The following is a 17007-nucleotide window of genomic DNA, read 5'->3' as shown; positions in this document are numbered from 1 at the left end:
AAATAAAAAAACCTCCCGGTGAGGAGGTTTCTTCATATAAAATTAATGTTCCGTGATCAGGCTTCGTGGCTGAGGTGCACGAACGATTCGTCTTTGGCTTCCAGGTTCGACTCGCCCATCAGCCAGGTGTCTACGGCGCGGGCCGTTTCGCGACCTTCGGAGATGGCCCACACGACCAGCGATTGGCCTCTGCGGATATCGCCGGCGGCGAAAATGCCTTCCTCTGAGGTCATGTAGTTCTCGGTGCGGATGTTGCCGCGTTCGTCGATCTCCAGCTTCAGCTCTTCCACCATGCCGCCCTTTTCGGCGCCCACGAAACCAATGGCCAGCAAGGCCAGTTCGCAGGGGATGATGCGCTCAGTGCCGGCGATCTCTTCAAAGCCCATTTTGCCTTGAGGATTTACGCCCCACTTAATGTCCACGATCTTCAACCCAGTGAGACGGCCTGTGTTGTCGCCGAGGAATTCCTTTGTGAGGATAGCCCACTGGCGCGCTACGCCTTCTTCGTGCGACGAGGAGGTGTTCAGGATCATGGGCCACAGCGGCCAAGGATTGTTGTCGGCGCGGTCCATCGGAGGCTTGGCCAACAACTCGATCTGTGTTACTGACTTTGCATTCTGACGGTTGGAGGTTCCTACGCAGTCGGAGCCGGTGTCGCCACCGCCGATGACCAGGACATTTTTGTCGGTAGCCAGGATCTCTCCAGAGAAGATCCGGTCGCCCGCCACGCGTTTGTTTTGCTGGGGCAGGAAGTCCATCGCATAGTGCACGCCGTTGAGCTTGCGGCCCGGGATGGGCAGATCGCGAGGGGCAGAGGCGCCGCCGCACATCACGATGGCGTCGAATTCATCCTTCAGATGTTTTGCACTGATGTTCACCCCTACGTGTGCGTTGGTGCGGAAAATAATGCCTTCCTGTTCCATGATGCGGACGCGACGTTCGATGACGGTCTTCTCCAATTTGAAATCGGGAATGCCATAGCGAAGCAAGCCACCGATCCGATCGCTGCGCTCGAACACGGTCACCCAGTGGCCGGCCTTGTTCAATTGCGCTGCTGCGGCCAATCCTGCGGGGCCAGAGCCAACAATCGCGATGCGCTTGCCGGTTCTGTGCTTGGGCGGGTTGGCTTTGATATAGCCCTTCTCAAACGCCTGCTCGGCGATGGTCTTCTCGATGTATTCGATGGTGACCGGTTTGTTGTTGATGCTGAGCACGCAGCTGGCCTCGCAGGGTGCGGGGCAAATGCGGCCCGTAAACTCCGGGAAGTTGTTGGTGCTGCTCAGGATCCTGATGGCATCTTCCCACTTGCCTTGATACACCGCATCGTTGAAGTCGGGTATGTTGTTGCCCAGCGGGCAGCCGTTGTGGCAGAAGGGCACGCCGCAGTCCATGCAACGCGACGCTTGCTGCTTCACTTTTTCTTTATCGAGGGGATTGTATACTTCCTTGTAATCCTTGATCCGCTCTTTGGGATCGCGCGACTTGGGCATCTCGCGATCGAACTTCATAAATCCATCTATCTGTCCCATGTTCGTCTAATCAATTTTTAACTGTAACTTTTCCAACCTTGGGTGCCGATACCTTTGCAGCCTTTGCTTTTTGCAGCACGGCCTTGTAGTCTTTCGGCATCACCTTCACAAAGAGCTCGGAAGCTTCTTCCCACTTTTCGAGGATCCACTCGGCCGGGTCGCTGCCCGTATACTTGAAGTGTTTCTCGATCATGGCCTTCACTTCTACTTTGTCTTCCGTTTCCATGGTCTCCACATCGACCATGTCTTTGTTGCAAAGGCGGTCCAGGGCGCGTTCGGGATCAAATACATAGGCAATACCACCGCTCATCCCCGCGGCGAAGTTGCGTCCGGTCTTACCCAGCACAACCACGCGGCCACCGGTCATGTATTCGCAGGCGTGATCGCCTACGCCTTCCACTACCGTGGTCACACCCGAGTTACGAACGCAGAACCGTTCGCCGGCTTGTCCGCGGATATACGCTTCGCCGGAGGTCGCACCATAGAAGGCTACGTTGCCCACGATGATGTTGTCTTCGGGCTTGAAGGTGGATTCCTTGTCGGGATACACGATCAGTTTTCCACCCGACAATCCTTTTCCAAAGTAGTCGTTTGCCTCACCTTCCAGCTCGAACGTCACACCCGGTGCAACGAAGGCTGCAAAGCTCTGGCCTGCCGATCCTTTGAATTGGAAGTGGATGGTATCTTCCGGTAATCCTTTGCCTTTATATTTTTTCGAGATCTCGTTCGACAGCAATGCGCCCGTGGTGCGGTCGGTATTGCGGATGATGAATTTCTCTTGAACCGGTTCGGCATCGTCCAATGCGGCACGGGCAGCTTCCACCAGTTTCCAATCCAACACTTTCTCCAACTCGAAATCCTGGTCGATCTGTTTGTAGAGACCGATGTGTTCCAACACGGGCTCGCGTTGCAGGATCGGGGAGAGGTCGAGTTTCTTGATCTTCCAGTGATCGATGTCCTGGCGCACGCGCAGCATGTCGGCGCGGCCCACCATTTCGTTCACGGTACGGAAACCAAGTTCAGCCATCACTTCGCGAAGGTCGTGTGCGAGGAAGGTGAAGAAGTTCACGACGTGATCGGGATTTCCGGTGAACAATTTGCGCAGGTCGCTGTCTTGCGTGGCAATACCCACGGGGCAGGTGTTCAAATGGCATTTGCGCATCATGATACAACCTTCTACCACCAGCGCGGCGGTAGCAACACCCCATTCTTCGGCGCCAAGCAAAGCGGCGATGGCGATGTCGCGGCCGGTGCGGATCTGTCCGTCGGTCTGCAACACGACGCGGCTTCTCAAATTATTTTTTACCAGGGTCTGGTGCGCTTCCGCTAAACCAAGTTCCCAAGGCAGACCAGCATGACGCACGGAGCTGATGGGTGATGCACCTGTTCCTCCATCGGAACCGGAGATAAGGATAGCATCCGCTTTGGCTTTTGCCACGCCGGCTGCTACGGTACCAACACCTGCCTGAGAAACAAGCTTCACGTTGATACGGGCCTGGCGGTTGGCGTTCTTCAAATCGTAGATCAACTGCGCCAGGTCTTCAATGGAATAAATATCATGGTGAGGCGGGGGCGAGATCAACCCTACACCGGGTGTAGAGTGACGCACGCGTCCGATCCATTCGTCAACTTTATGGCCGGGCAACTGACCTCCTTCGCCGGGCTTTGCACCTTGCGCCATTTTGATCTGGAGTTCGTCGGCGTTTGCCAGGTAGTAGCTGGTCACACCGAAGCGGCCCGAAGCCACTTGCTTGATGGCCGAACGTTCCCAGTCGCCGTTAGGCTTCTTCTCAAAACGAGCTTCGTCTTCTCCCCCTTCACCGCTATTGCTCTTTCCGCCGATGCGGTTCATGGCAATGGCCAGGGTGCTGTGCGCTTCGTGCGAAATGGATCCAAATGACATAGCGCCCGTAGCGAAACGTTTGAAGATCTCTTCGACAGGTTCAACTTCTTCCAGCGCAATAGGATTGCGTTTTTTGAATTCGAACAAGCCGCGGAACGTGAGGGTGTCTCTCGTCTGATCGTTGATCTTTTGCGCGTATTTCTTGAAGAGCTCGTAGTTGTTCGACTTGGTGGAGTGTTGCAGCAAGTGGATCACTTCGGGGCTGAACAAGTGTTTCTCACCCCGGCGTTTCCACTGATACACACCGCCTACGGGGAGTTCCTTGCTTTCGTTCTCATAAGCAAGCTCGTGACGCACCAGTACTTCCTTCGCGATATCATCAAACGACAAACCTTCAATGCGGCTGATCGTGCCTCTGAAACATTTCTCTACCACATCGCTGCCGATACCCAGCGCTTCAAAGATCTGCGAAGACTGATACGACTGCAAGGTGCTGATACCCATCTTGGACATCACCTTCAACAAACCATTGCCAACGGCCTTCTGGAAGTTGGAGTACGCTTCTTCATCGGGAAGGGGCTTGTAGAAAGCGCCTTGCTTGTTGAGGAAGTGGATGGTCTCTAAGGCCATGTAAGGGTTCACCGCGCTGGCGCCATAACCCACGATGGTGGCAAAGTGATGTACTTCCCACGCATCGCCTGCTTCTACAACGAGGCCGGCTTGCGTGCGAATTCTTTTCTCCACCAGGTATTGATGCACCGCACCCACCGACAAGAGGGACGGGATGGGAGCAAATTCATTGCTGATCTTCCGGTCTGAAAGGATGAGGATCTTCTTTCCGGCACGAACAGCCTTCTCGGCTTCCTGGCAGATGCGGTTGAGGCTTTCTTCCAAACGACCGGGTTCACCATCGGCCTTGAACACGCATTGGATCACAGCGCATTCAAATCCCTGGTCTTGCAGGTGCTTGAATTTTTCCAGGTCGGCGTTGAGCAATACCGGTTGTGAGATATGGATCTGGCGGGTATGTTCCGGCGTTTCTTCCAACACGTTGAGGCTGGAGCCCACGCGTGTGAAGAGCGACATCACCAACCGCTCGCGGATGGGGTCGATGGGCGGGTTACTTACCTGCGCAAAATGTTGCTTGAAATAGTTCGAAAGGTGACGGCTCTCTTTCGACAACACGGCTTGGGGTGTGTCGTCGCCCATAGAGCCAACGGCTTCGTATCCTTTTTCGGCCATGGGGAGCAGCAGCATCTTCACGTCTTCGGCGGTGTAGCCGTAGGCGTTTTGGCGTTGCACGAGCGTCTTCTCGTCGAAGCTGCTTTCCACCCACTCGTGTTCGGGCTCCAGGCGCAGTTTCAACCGGTTTTGGATGATCCAGTTGTAGTACGACTTGCCTTCGTATACGGCACGCTTCACTTTCTCGTCGTCCAGCACTTTACCCAGGTTGGTGTCGACCATGAGCATCTTGCCGGGGGTGATGCGGCCTTTTTCGATAATGTCTTTGGGATCTACGGGCAATGCGCCGGCTTCAGAGGCGGCAATCACGCGGCCGGAGCGGGTCACACAATAGCGCAGCGGGCGAAGACCATTCCGGTCGAGTGTCGCGCCGATGCGTGTGCCGTCGGTGAATACCAATGCGGCGGGGCCGTCCCACGGTTCCATCATGGAAGCGTGATACTTGTAGAAGGCCTTGCGGTGCGGGTCCATCAGCTTGTTGTCCTGCCACGCTTCCGGCACCAGCATCATGAGCACGTGCGGCAATGAACGTCCAGACAAGACCAGCATTTCTACCAGGGCATCCAGGTTGGCGGAGTCGGAGCCGTCGGGGCTGGTGATGGGCAGCAACATCTTCAATTCTTCGTCGGTGAACAACGTCGATTTGAAGAGGGCTTCCTTGGACTTCATTTTGTTCACGTTCCCGCGAATGGTGTTGATCTCGCCGTTGTGGGCGATGAAACGGAACGGCTGGGCCAGTTTCCAGTTGGGGAATGTGTTGGTCGAAAAGCGGGAGTGTACGAGCGCCAAAGCGGTCTTCAGACGCGGATCCTGCAGGTCATAAAAATATTCGCGAAGCTGTTCGGTGCGCAGCTGGCCTTTGTAGATGATGGTGCGCGCCGAGAAGCTGGTAATGTAGAATTCCTTGTTGCTGCCTTTCACATCGCGGGCGATGGCATGCGAGGTGAGGTTGCGCAGCACGAACAATTTGCGCTCGAAGCTTTCGCCCACCAGCGATTCGTCCTTAGCTTTCACGAAGACCTGCTCGATGACAGGCTCCACTTCGGCAGCACCAGGACCGGGCACGCTGTGGTCTACGGGCACCACGCGGTAGCCGAGCAGTTCGAGGCCAAGTTCTTTGATATTTCTCCTAAGCACCTCGCGACAGGCGTTCATCACCTTTTTGTCGCGCGGGAAAAACACCATACCGGTTCCATAGCGGCCCGCAGCGGGCAACTCGAAACCGAGACGGTTACATTCTTCAACAAAAAAATCGTGGGGCAACTGGATCAGGATCCCCGCACCGTCGCCGGTTTTGGGGCTACTTCCCTTGCCTCCGCGGTGTTCCATGTTTTCGAGCATGGAGAGGGCATCGCGCAGGTTTTGGTTAGTTTTGGTGCCGTTGATGTTGGCGACGAAGCCAATGCCGCAGGCATCATGTTCCAGTTCAGGGGTGTACAAACCACGTCTGGTCTTCTCTTTCATCTTCTGGTCGTTTTAATTATGCGTCAAATACACCGCTCAGGGCAGAACGGAGTTTTGAATTTATCAAACAAACAGAAGGAAATTGGGGCCTTTTGTGACTTCTTCCCAATTTTTTGAATCTTTTTACTATTGATCCGAAAGGTTATAAAAATTACAAAACGTCAACGATTGCAGGGTCCGCAATTTTGAAAAATTGAATTTAGAGCGAAAACGATTGATATTTTTCAATTTTCAGAACGATCGTTAGCGTCATTTTTACACTTTCACCTGCCGCCTCACCCCATCACCGCACGCGTCGCCCGCACCATCTCTTTCTTGCCTGGCGGGCCGGGTAGGGTATCCGTTGTGAGCCCCAGACTTTTGAGGTCGCGCTTGAGCTGCCCCTTGGCGCAATAGGTGACAAACACGCCACCGGGTCTCAACAAGGCGGTCACTTTTTCCAGCATGGGCAACGTCCACAAGTCGGGTTGCTTGTTGGGTGCAAAGGCATCGAAATAAATGACGTCAAACGAGGATGCCGGGAGGATCATGTCCTCTAACGTGATGTGCATTTTGCGCAGGCGGAACCGGGGAACGATCTGTTGTTCGGTTTCCCAAGCCGCCTCGTGAAGCGAATAAAATCTTTTTTGGCCTTCTTCGGTGGAGCCATAGTTCAAGGTTCTCCAAATTTCCCCGGGCACAGGAAAGGCTTCAATGGAAGTGTAAGAAATCGTTACGGTATTCTCCAAGGCATAATTTGCCGTCAACAAGGCATTCAGCCCGGTGCCAAAGCCTACCTCGAAAATGGAAAGTGACTCGTTGTGAAAATCCCGCAGGCGATGCTCCAACCCATTCCGGATAAAAACATGTACCGATTCCTGCAAAGCGCCATGAACTGAATGATACGTCTCATTCAACGCTTCGTTTCGCAGCGAATGCGAGCCATCGCCGGTGGTGATGATGGTGAGCGACATTATTCTTTTTGGATCAACGCAACCGCATACGCACAAACGCCCTCTTCACGGCCCACATACCCCAGTTTTTCATTGGTGGTGGCCTTGATGGACACATCGTCCTCGGTGATGTCCATGAGCGGGGCCAGGATCTTTTTCATCGCGGGAATGTGCGGATTCACCTTGGGTTTCTCCAGGCAAATGGTGCAGTCCACGTTGCCGATGCGCCACCCTTTTTCGTGGACGAGGCGTGTCACTTCCTTGAGAAAAAATGTGCTGTCCATGTTCTTCCACCGGTTGTCGGTGTTGGAGAAATGGAAACCGATATCGCGCAAATTGGCGGCTCCCAGCAGGGCGTCGCAGATGGCGTGAATGAGCACGTCGGCGTCGGAGTGCCCAACGGCACCCTTAGGCGCATCGGGCAATGGCATGCCACCGAGGTAGAAATTTCTTCCCGCTTCCAATTCGTGCACGTCGAAACCCATGCCTACGCGTATCTTCATCGATCGTTAATTTTATGAATCTTATTTTTTCTCCGCGCGATAATAAAGCACACTGGAGTTTTCCTCGCGCAGAATGGATTGTGCCACACGTTGCATGTCGGCGGTCGTCACGGCGCGGATCAGTTCCGCTTCTTCGTTCACCAGGTTGGTGTCGCCCGATAGTTTGGCGAATGCCAGGTTCATGGCGCGGTTCATCACTTCCACCTCGCCAAATTCCAGGGTCGACTCGGTCTGGTTTTTTACTTTCTCAAGCTCCTCCTCGTCGGTTCCTTTTGCCACGAGGGTGGACAGAATTTCATTCACTTCACCTTCGGCCTGCTCCAGGGTGATACCGTCTTTCACGCGGCCGCTGATCACAAACAAACCCGGATCGACCGTGCCCATCACGAACGAAGAAATGGAAGTAAAGATCTCTTTCTCCTTCACCAGCTTTTGGTAGAGGCGGCTGGATTGTCCGCGGCTCAGCACATCACTCAGCAGGTCGGACGTATAATAATCGGCATCAAAACGGGCGCCCATGTGATAGGCTTTGTACAGCGCGTTTGCCGGAACGTTGGCGTTCACATCCAATGCTCTTTTTTGCTTTTGCGCAGGCTCTTTCGGCAGCGCGCGCGATTGTTTGCCAGCCCGGATAGGGCCAAACCATTTTTCGGAAAGCCGTTTCACCTGCTCCACCGTCACGTTTCCGGCGACGACCAACACGGCATTGTCGGGCACATAGTGGTGGAAGAAAAATTCCTTCACATCCTCCATCGTGGCGTTCTCGATGTGGCTGATCTCCTTGCCAATGGTAGCCCATTGATAGGGGTGGACGTGATAGGCCAGCGGCCGTAGCTTCAACCAGACGTCGCCATAGGGTTGATTGAGATAGCGCTGTTTGAACTCTTCGATCACCACCTTCCGTTGCACCTCCAGCACTTTGGGATCGAACGATAAACCGTTCATGCGGTCGCTCTCCAGCCAGAACCCCGTCTCGATATTGGAGGCGGGTAGGGTGAGGTAGTAGTTGGTGATATCGGTGTTGGTGAAGGCGTTGTTCTCGCCGCCCACGCGTTGCAACGGCTCGTCGTAGTTGGGAATGTTGGCCGATCCGCCGAACATGAGGTGCTCGAACAAATGGGCAAAGCCGGTTTTGTCCGGGCGCTCATCGCGGGAGCCGACGTCATACAAAATGTTCATGACGGCGATCTGCACCGTAGGGTCTTCGTGCACGATCACGCGGAGTCCATTCGCCAGTTGAAATTCACTAAAGGTTATCATCGGGCACAAAAGTAATAAACCTGGCGATGTTTGATGCCAACAGAAAATTAAGTTTCAGAAGGGAAACCGAAAGCCCGTTCCCCGCGTTTAGGTCGGCTGCACCTGGTCGAGGTGGACCCGGTCGGGCAGGGTGATCGTAAAGATCGTGCCTTCGCCAAAGGCGGACCGCACCTCCACAAACCCGTTCAATTTGGTGACGGTCTCTTTCAAAATATATAACCCCAACCCGGAGCCCTGCGCATTTTCGGTGGCGCGATAGAACATTTCGAAAATACGACCCAGGTGTTTTTCCTCGATGCCCTGGCCGTTATCTTCCACGACGATCACGTATTGCTTGGCTTTACAACGCAGCTCGATGTTCACATACGGCTGACGGCCGTTCTCGAACAGGTGAAATTTGATGGCATTGGAGATCAGGTTGTTCAGGACGATCCGCACCCGGATGGGGTCGCTGACCAGGTCGCCCTGAAGTTCGTCCTTCACAGCGAACCGGATCTTGGCAAAGCCCGGGGAATATTGAAGATCCTGTAGAATGCTTTTCACCATATCGTCGAAGCGGAACGGCTCTAGCTTCACGGGCATGCGCGTGTTGCGCGAATAGCTCACCACGTCTTTGATAAATTCCTCCAGCTTCAGCACGCTGCGTTCCATCATGGTGAGGTATTCTTTGTGCCCGTCGCCGGGATTGTCGAGCCGCGCCACGCGGATTAGGCCCAGGATGGATTTAAGCGGTGCACTCAGGTCGTGCGAGGCGCTGTATACAAAGCGGTCCAGTTCACTGTTGCGCACGGTGAGTTCCTCGTTTGCCTTTTGCAACTCTTCTGTGCGTTTATTCACCAGGTTCTGAAGAAACTCTTTGCGCTTTTGCATGATCCGCGAACTCACGCTGAACGAGGCCCAGGAAATGAGCAGCACAGCGCAAAGCACCAGCATGATAAATTCGGCGCGTTGCCAGAACGGTGGCGAAATATAAACATCCACTGTCCGCGTTTCGCTCCATCCTAAACCCAGGTTCTTCTTGGCGCGCACCTCCACGGTATGCTTTCCCGCCGATAGACTGGAGAGGCTTACCTCGTGATAGTCCACTTTGTGCCACAGGCTATCGCCCCGCATGCGCCATTGCAGGTTGATCTTGTTTTCGGGGAAGGTGATGGGCGAGAATTGAATGTTAATGAAAGAACCATAGGGAGCATACACGCCATTTACAAACGGGGTGTGCCGGGCATCCACTTGCGCGCCCGTGGCATAGGGCTTTACCGTTTTCTCGTTTTCGGTTAGCGATTTCTCCGTATAGGCCAGCCCGAACGAAGTGCCGATCCACACCCTTTGGTCCTGGTCGATCGAAATGCCGTGGTCGGTGATGGCATTGCTGGGCAGACCGGAGTTCTCATCGTACAGCCCAAATTCGTGAGACGTCGTATTGTAGCAAAACAGTCCGAAGGAATTGGAGAAAATGATGTTCTGGTCATCCAGCGTTTCAACAGAGCTGACGAAAAAAGTGGAGAACACTTCGCCAAAGTCTACACGGCTGATGGTGCGGCCATCATAGCGCAACAATCCTTCGGTCGACGCGATCCAAAGAACGTCGCCCTGGAATGTCATGTCTTGGATATTGAAATCGCCCCGCGTCTGGAAGGCCACGGGGAGGCTAACATTTTTGAACGAAGACCCATTGTAGGGTTTAAAGAACAAGTAGCCTCCAATCCCGCTGGCGGCCACATACATGCCACCCGGGCCCTCACGTACCAGGTTAATTTCGCTCTGCTTGGCAATGGGAACATCAAAATGACGGATGTTGAAAGAGTCGGTGATGACGGTGACCTTGCTGGTTCCCGCTTGCCCCATCCACACGTTGTCATGCTTGTCGATGTAAAGATCATGCACAAAATTTCCCTGCCCGGCAAAGTTCCATTGCTTCTTGATCTCCCCGTTCTCAAAGAGAAAAACATCCGACACGCTGCTGGCCCACAGACCTTTTTTGTTGGAGGTGAGCGATTGGAAATAGGCGTCTTTGTTGCTGTAGCGCAGCGTATGTTCCCAGCTGCCATCGGGCACGGGCTTTAGCTCCACCAGGGTTTCTTTCGTACAGTAGTAGGTGAGGTGATGCTCACGGTCGTGTGCGATGCCTTCGACAAAATGGCCTTCGGAATTTACATCCGCCTGCAAAAAAATCTCTTCCTGCACCAGCACGATTCCTTTGTCGGTCGAGGCCCAGATGTCGCCTTCGTTGCTGGCGTAGCAACTGTTGATCCCCTTGAAACTATAGTCCAGCACCTGCAGGTCGAAGTAGTTACTGTGCGAAAGGCGGTAAAGCTCCTGGTCGTACGTGCATACCCATAGGGCATCCTCGGTGGCCATTAAGTACGATGCGTTCGGAATAGGGAGGGCCTTCTTGACGGTCTTAATGTGAAGATCTTCCATCTCCGCTTCAAACAATCCGCTGCCACTGGCCACCAGCAGTTTGCCGTTGAAAAACAAAACGTGATTGACGTTGCTGGGTAACGCACCGGGTACGGGCACAAAATCGCGCAACAAATCGTCGTACCGAAAAACATTGCCCTGGTAGGAGATGGCGTAGAGGTTATCGTGCAGGTCTTCAAAAAAACTGAACGAGCGAATGAAGATGGGCGACCGGTTGGCCTCCCCGAAGTTGAAACGTTTGATGGACTTCCCATCATAGCGCAGCACCGATTCTGGCTCACCCAACCAGATAATACCACTGCGATCTTCATAGATCGATTTTGGGGAAGATACAGTTGAATCTGTCGGCATGCGCGAGCCCGGAATGAGGGTCTTGAACAGCACGGTGTCGATCTTGTTTTGGATCTCCACCACATCCAGGTCGCCGATGACCAGCAATCGCCCGCTGCGGGTTTTCAAAAAGCTTTTGATGTACTGACTTCGGAAAGCGTGTTTGTAGGTGGTGAACGAAAGTCCATCGTATTTCACCAGGCCGTCGTCGGTAGCCATCCAAAGGAAGTTGAGGGAGTCTTCGGCTACGGCCTTGGTCACATCGCTGGGCAGGCCTTGTTCTACGCGGTAGAGTCGAAAACGGTATTCCTGGGCGGTCAGGCCTGAAAAAATCAACACAAACAGGGCCAAAATGCCGAAACGCATGGTTCAGGTAAGGAATACATGACCAGTATAGAAGTTTTTCCCTGAATTTCAAAGGTTTGTAAATACACTCCAGCCCAATCCATGACTCGAAAAGTCGGTTAACTTTGCGGCCACATATTCGCGATATGATCTTTCAGAAAAAGCACCTTAGCGACAGCACCTTAAAAGGTCTTTACCAAGCCCTGCTCCGTCCCCGACTCATCGAAGAAAAAATGCTGATCCTGCTGCGGCAGAACCGCATCAGTAAGTGGTTCAGCGGCATCGGCCAGGAGGCCATTGCCGTGGGCATCACGCAAGCCCTGGACAAAGATGAATACATCCTGCCCATGCACCGCAACCTGGGTGTTTTTACGGGTCGCGAAATGCCTTTTGAGCGACTGTTTGCCCAATGGCAAGGCACGCCGATGGGCTATACCAAAGGCCGTGACCGCTCCTTCCATTTCGGAACGAACGAGCATCACATCGTGGGCATGATCTCGCATCTCGGTCCCCAAAATGGCGTGGCCGATGGCATTGCCCTGGCCTCCAAACTGAAAGCAGAAAACAAAGTCACGGTCGTGTTCAATGGCGACGGGGGCACCAGCGAAGGCGACTTCCACGAGGCGGTGAATGTGGCTGCCGTGTGGGATCTTCCCGTGATCTTCGTCATCGAAAACAACGGCTACGGACTGTCCACCCCAAGCCAGGAGCAATTCCGCTGCGAGAGCTTTGCCGACAAAGGTATCGGCTATGGCATCGACGCGCTCAGCATCGATGGCAACAATATTCTCGAAGTATACGACACCGTGAGACTGCTGGCAGAAAACATGCGCCAACAACCCCGCCCTGTGCTGCTCGAGTGCCGGACGTTTCGCATGCGCGGACACGAAGAAGCGTCGGGAACGAAATACGTACCCAAAGCCCTCATGGACGAGTGGGCGAAGAAAGATCCGGTAGACAACTACGAACAATACCTGCTGAAAGAGGGCATCATCGACCAGGCTTATGCGGACGATCTTCGCCAGATCATAAAAAGAGAAATTGAAGATGGCCTGGCCATCGCCTTCGAGGAGAAACATCCTGTGGCCGAAACGGCCGCGGAGGTGACGGATGTGTATGCGCCCTTTCAACAAGAGGTGGTGGAACCGGCATCGGAACAAAAATCAGAGAAACGATTCATCGATGCCATCAGCGACGGACTCCGGCAAAGCATGGAGCGCTACGACAACCTGGTGCTCATGGGTCAGGACATCGCTGAATATGGCGGCGTGTTCAAGATCACGGAAGGATTCGTGGAGAAATTTGGAAAACCACGGGTGCGCAACACGCCCATTTGCGAATCGGCTATTGCCGGTGCGGGCTTAGGACTGTCCATCAAGGGCATGAAGTCCATGGTGGAAATGCAGTTTGCCGACTTTGTGACGGAAGCCTTTAACCAGATCGTCAACAACCTCGCTAAAGCCTATTGGCGCTGGGGCCAGAACGCCGATGTGGTAGTGCGCATGCCCACCGGTGCCGGCACAGCCGCAGGCCCGTTTCATTCGCAAAGCAACGAAGCCTGGTTCTTTCACACACCCGGTCTCAAGATCGTTTACCCCTCCGACCCCTACGATGCCAAGGGATTGCTTTGCGCCGCCATTGAAGACCCGAACCCGGTCATGTACTTTGAGCACAAACTACTCTACCGCTCCATCAAAGACACCATTCCCGACGATTACTATACGGTGGAGATTGGCAAGGCCAAACGCATCCTCGAAGGAACGGACCTATCGATCATCACCTACGGCATGGGTGTTCATTGGGCGCGCGAAATAGCCGCAGAACTAAGCGATGTTTCCATAGACCTCATCGACCTGCGCACGCTGCTGCCGTGGGACAAAGACATGGTTGCCGAAAGTGTGAAGAAGACCAACCGCGTGCTCATCCTGCACGAGGATACGTTGACCGGCGGCATTGGTGCCGAGATCAGCGCCTGGATAAACGAGCATTGCTTTTCATCCCTCGATGCGCCGGTGAAACGTGTGGCCTCGCTGGACACCGCCATACCTTTTGCCCCGACCCTGGAGCAGAATTTTCTGCCCAAAGGACGGTTGAAAAACGCTATTGAAGAGCTGCTGAAATTTTAATGCCGGCAATCGAAAAGAAAAGGGGTTCGGCTGGCGTTTTCATACCCCGGGCCGGGCCCTGGGAAGCAATCATAAATTTTCCTTAACTTGGCCTGTTTCTGACACCATTTTTTGAACGCCATCGCGCACCATACTCCTGTCCGATCTTCAACCTGGAAATTCCTGGTCCTGGGCATCCTTCTGATGCTTTTGGCAGCTCCCTCGTTTGGTCAAAATTCGAAGGGGGACCGGCCGAGCCGGGAGAGCCGTTTTAGTACGCCCTTTCGCAAATCAGGAGGCAGCGGGCCGGGCAGAAAAGCAAGAAATAAAAAACGCATTAAGTCCAGTGAACGATCCTCTGCCAGTAACGCGCGGGCATACGTGCCGCATCGCCGGGCATCGGGCACCGACCGTCCCGGCAAGCCGATCCGGCCCAGCTTCGCGCCCAAGCCTAAGAAGGGAGGTCAAAAAGCATGGCGCGGTGACATTACCGGGCGACGCATTCGCAACCGCGAATCGGCCGGCAGCTCGCGCAACGTCTATCCGCAATACGGAAGATATACACACAATCCCTCCACTCGTCCAAGATCCGCGGAAAAGGCTGTGTCGAACCGGGGAACCCTGGCGAAGTTGAAAAAAATTCAAGGCCCGGTTCCGAAAGAAGGAGGTCCCAAACCCAGGATCGTGCCGCAGTCCGGCTCGCGGGCGTTCATGGCGCGCAAAAGCATAAACGTCTACGCCAACTTTCCCCGACCCAAGCGAAGACCTGAGCAAGCCACTACACGAGACCTGGCCGGGAAACCCCTGCGTAAGAGAACTCCTCAAACGTCCAGTGGTCGTGTGATCGCTCCAACGTTCCATCCCTATGCGGGCCGAAAGTCGCGTTTGGGCGACAGGGCCTATAAAGGGCCTGCCGCCGGTGGTCATCGCACCACCATGCGCCGCGGCGAAAATGCATGGACCGGCGATGTGGCCGGCCGCAGGGTGAGGGGAAGAAATTTTACCAGCAAAAGAAGAGTTGAGGGCCTGCCCATTTTATCAAAAAAGCCGCGATCGATTTCCGGTGCCGTCTATGGCAAAGCGCGCGGCTACCAGCCAAAGACAAGACCAAGGGAAAGCCAGGTAGGAATGCCCGTGCCACCCAAAGGACCAGGAAGGAGCGACGAGAGCATACGTCGCTATGAAAACCGGACCCGGGGAAGGAAGACCTTTGGTGGTGGAGGCTCTGTGAGCGGCGGATGGAACAACAATGGCCAACCTTTAATGTCGCGCAGACCAACGAAACAAGGTGCCGGAGTAGCCCGCTTTCAAGGAAATATCAAAGGCCATCGCCCCGACAAAGGGGGTGGCAGCGTGAGTGGCCGGTTGTGGAACAATCAGGGTCGTCCCCTCGACGGAACGGCTCCCAAGACCAATGGCAAGGAAGCGCTCTTCTCCGGGAATGTCAGGGCCCGTCGCCCGGAAAAAGGCGGGGGCAGTGTGAGTGGGAAATTGTGGAACAATAAAGAACACCCGATCATTGTGAGGCATCCAAAAAACGGTGGCAGGGAGGCTCTTTTTCAAGGAAATATTCGCGGCCACCGGCCTGAAAAAGGTGGCGGCAGCGTGAGCGGAAAATTGTGGAATAACAACGAAGAGCCTATCGTCTCCAAGCTGCCCCTCAACGACGACACCCAGGGTCTTCAGGTTAAAGTGAAGCGCCGCCCCTATGTCAAGAACAAGAACTCCGCCGATGAGGCCTTATTAAAACTCAAGCCGACCGATGCCACTTTCCAGGCCGGTGAGCTGCAGGTGAAAGTGAAGCAACGCGAATACGGCAAAAAGCCGCACGCAGCGGAGGGGGCCATGCCCGGCATAAAACCAACCAAAGCGACGGTGAAAGCCAGCGAATATGCCCGAAGCATGAAGCGCAACTGGGACTACGTTCGCAACCCGAGTAGCTCGGAAGATGCCCTGAAAACCCGCGAGCCAGGCAAAGCATTCGCGCGCGCGTCGGCCTACCAGGGCAACATCAAAATGCAGAAATTCAAACTCTTTGCGAAAAACAAAGAACTTCATCCCGACACCAAGTTTATCAAGCTCAACAAGAACAATGTAGACGACGAAAGGGATATGCTCACGAACTTTAAGCTATGGTGGGCGCGTTTATTTAAAAAACAAGATACACAGCCTGACCACTTGAAGGAAAAGGGCAGAAAGCCCCGGTATGACAAAGGTGAAGCGGGAATGTGGAACGACTAAAAGCTATGAAGTGGAGTGAGTTGAAATCTCCTCAGCAGGTAGATCAAATCCTGGAGGAATCCAAAGAAAAATCCGTGCTCATCTTTAAGCACAGCACCCGTTGCTCCGTGAGTCGCATGGCGCTCGACCGCCTGGAGCGCAACTGGAACGAATCGGAAATGGGCCACCTCAAACCCTATTTCCTGGACCTGATCAACAACCGCGATATTTCCAACCGCATTGCCGACCAATTCCAGGTGGAGCATGAATCGCCCCAGGTGCTGATCATTGAGAAAGGCGCATCCGTCTATGACCAGTCACACATGGGCATCGACTACCGTGCCATCCGCGACGCGCTTAAAAATTGAAGGTGACCGTTTGCTTGACGTTCTCCGACAGGCTCAAGGCCACGGGGCAGGTGAGTGCGGCACGCCGCAGCTTTTCCTTTTGAACATCGGTGGCCACGAGGTTGTCGTGGGTGAAAGTGATCTGGACCTCGAGAATTCTGCGGGGAGAGGGGTGCATGATCTTAACGATCTCCGAACGCAGCCCGGCAAGGTCGATATTCTCGCGTTGGGCCAGAATCCCCATTAGGGTCATCATGCAGCTGTTCAGGGAGGCACAGGTGAGGTCAGTAGGGCTAAAAGCCTCCCCCTTGCCATTATTATCGGGGGGCGCATCCGTTATCACCACATTGCCCGACTTAAGATGGGTGACTTCTGTTCTTAAATCGCCCTTGTAATACCCGGTCATGGAAACCATAAAGAATAACTTAGAGTTTAGTGTTTGCGTTAGGTAATTTTAACCCTAAAT

10 protein-coding genes are annotated in these 17007 nt (G+C 54.1%); 3 read left to right on the top strand and 7 right to left on the bottom strand.

All coding sequences use genetic code 11. The features are described from left to right. Window positions 1-56 precede the first annotated feature (56 nt). The 6 genes from BUB30_RS13950 to BUB30_RS13925 all read right to left on the bottom strand — a co-directional run bounded on the left by BUB30_RS13950 (window position 57) and on the right by BUB30_RS13925 (window position 11890). The gene (locus tag BUB30_RS13950) at window positions 57-1529 is read right to left on the bottom strand and encodes a glutamate synthase subunit beta (protein ID WP_073134545.1); all 1473 of its coding nucleotides are present in this window, start codon (window positions 1527-1529) and stop codon (window positions 57-59) included. A 10-nt stretch (window positions 1530-1539) separates the two neighbouring features. Further along, entirely contained in the window at window positions 1540-6078 is a 4539-nt protein-coding gene (gltB, locus tag BUB30_RS13945; protein ID WP_073134543.1) for a glutamate synthase large subunit, read from the bottom strand. Window positions 6079-6353: 275 nt separating this feature from the next. Beyond that, window positions 6354-7031, bottom strand: a complete 678-nt coding sequence (mnmD, locus tag BUB30_RS13940) for a tRNA (5-methylaminomethyl-2-thiouridine)(34)-methyltransferase MnmC2 (RefSeq protein ID WP_073134542.1) — start codon at window positions 7029-7031, stop codon at window positions 6354-6356. Then, a complete protein-coding gene (ispF, locus tag BUB30_RS13935) occupies window positions 7031-7513 on the bottom strand; it encodes a 2-C-methyl-D-erythritol 2,4-cyclodiphosphate synthase (RefSeq protein WP_073134540.1) in 483 nt (160 codons plus the stop codon). Before ispF ends, mnmD begins: the two co-directional genes overlap by 1 nt. Window positions 7514-7534: 21 nt before the next feature. Next, window positions 7535-8773 (bottom strand): M16 family metallopeptidase, encoded by a 1239-nt coding sequence (locus BUB30_RS13930; RefSeq protein ID WP_073134538.1) that lies wholly within the window; start codon window positions 8771-8773, stop codon window positions 7535-7537. An 87-nt stretch (window positions 8774-8860) separates the two neighbouring features. Further along, the gene (locus BUB30_RS13925; RefSeq protein ID WP_073134536.1) at window positions 8861-11890 is read right to left on the bottom strand and encodes a sensor histidine kinase; all 3030 of its coding nucleotides are present in this window, start codon (window positions 11888-11890) and stop codon (window positions 8861-8863) included. 125 nt (window positions 11891-12015) lie between these two features. Here BUB30_RS13925 and BUB30_RS13920 point away from each other — a divergent pair, with 125 nt between their 5' ends. The 3 genes from BUB30_RS13920 to ytxJ all read left to right on the top strand — a co-directional run bounded on the left by BUB30_RS13920 (window position 12016) and on the right by ytxJ (window position 16562). Beyond that, window positions 12016-13995 carry an alpha-ketoacid dehydrogenase subunit alpha/beta gene (locus BUB30_RS13920; RefSeq protein ID WP_073134535.1) on the top strand — a complete coding sequence of 660 codons (1980 nt, stop codon included), beginning with the start codon at window positions 12016-12018 and terminating at the stop codon, window positions 13993-13995. A gap of 360 nt (window positions 13996-14355) precedes the next feature. Beyond that, window positions 14356-16215 carry a hypothetical protein gene (locus BUB30_RS13915; protein WP_143164898.1) on the top strand — a complete coding sequence of 620 codons (1860 nt, stop codon included), beginning with the start codon at window positions 14356-14358 and terminating at the stop codon, window positions 16213-16215. Between the two features lie 5 nt (window positions 16216-16220). Further along, window positions 16221-16562, top strand: a complete 342-nt coding sequence (gene ytxJ / locus BUB30_RS13910) for a bacillithiol system redox-active protein YtxJ (RefSeq protein WP_073134531.1) — start codon at window positions 16221-16223, stop codon at window positions 16560-16562. On the opposite strand, the gene BUB30_RS13905 is transcribed toward ytxJ, so the two are convergent. Further along, window positions 16552-16956 (bottom strand): OsmC family protein, encoded by a 405-nt coding sequence (locus BUB30_RS13905; RefSeq protein WP_073134529.1) that lies wholly within the window; start codon window positions 16954-16956, stop codon window positions 16552-16554. The genes ytxJ and BUB30_RS13905 overlap by 11 nt on opposite strands. Window positions 16957-17007 lie beyond the last annotated feature (51 nt).

Origin of the sequence: Chryseolinea serpens (assembly GCF_900129725.1) — a bacterium.
Classification (GTDB): Bacteria; Bacteroidota; Bacteroidia; order Cytophagales; family Cyclobacteriaceae; genus Chryseolinea; species Chryseolinea serpens.
This window is presented reverse-complemented; position numbering and strand designations above follow the sequence as displayed.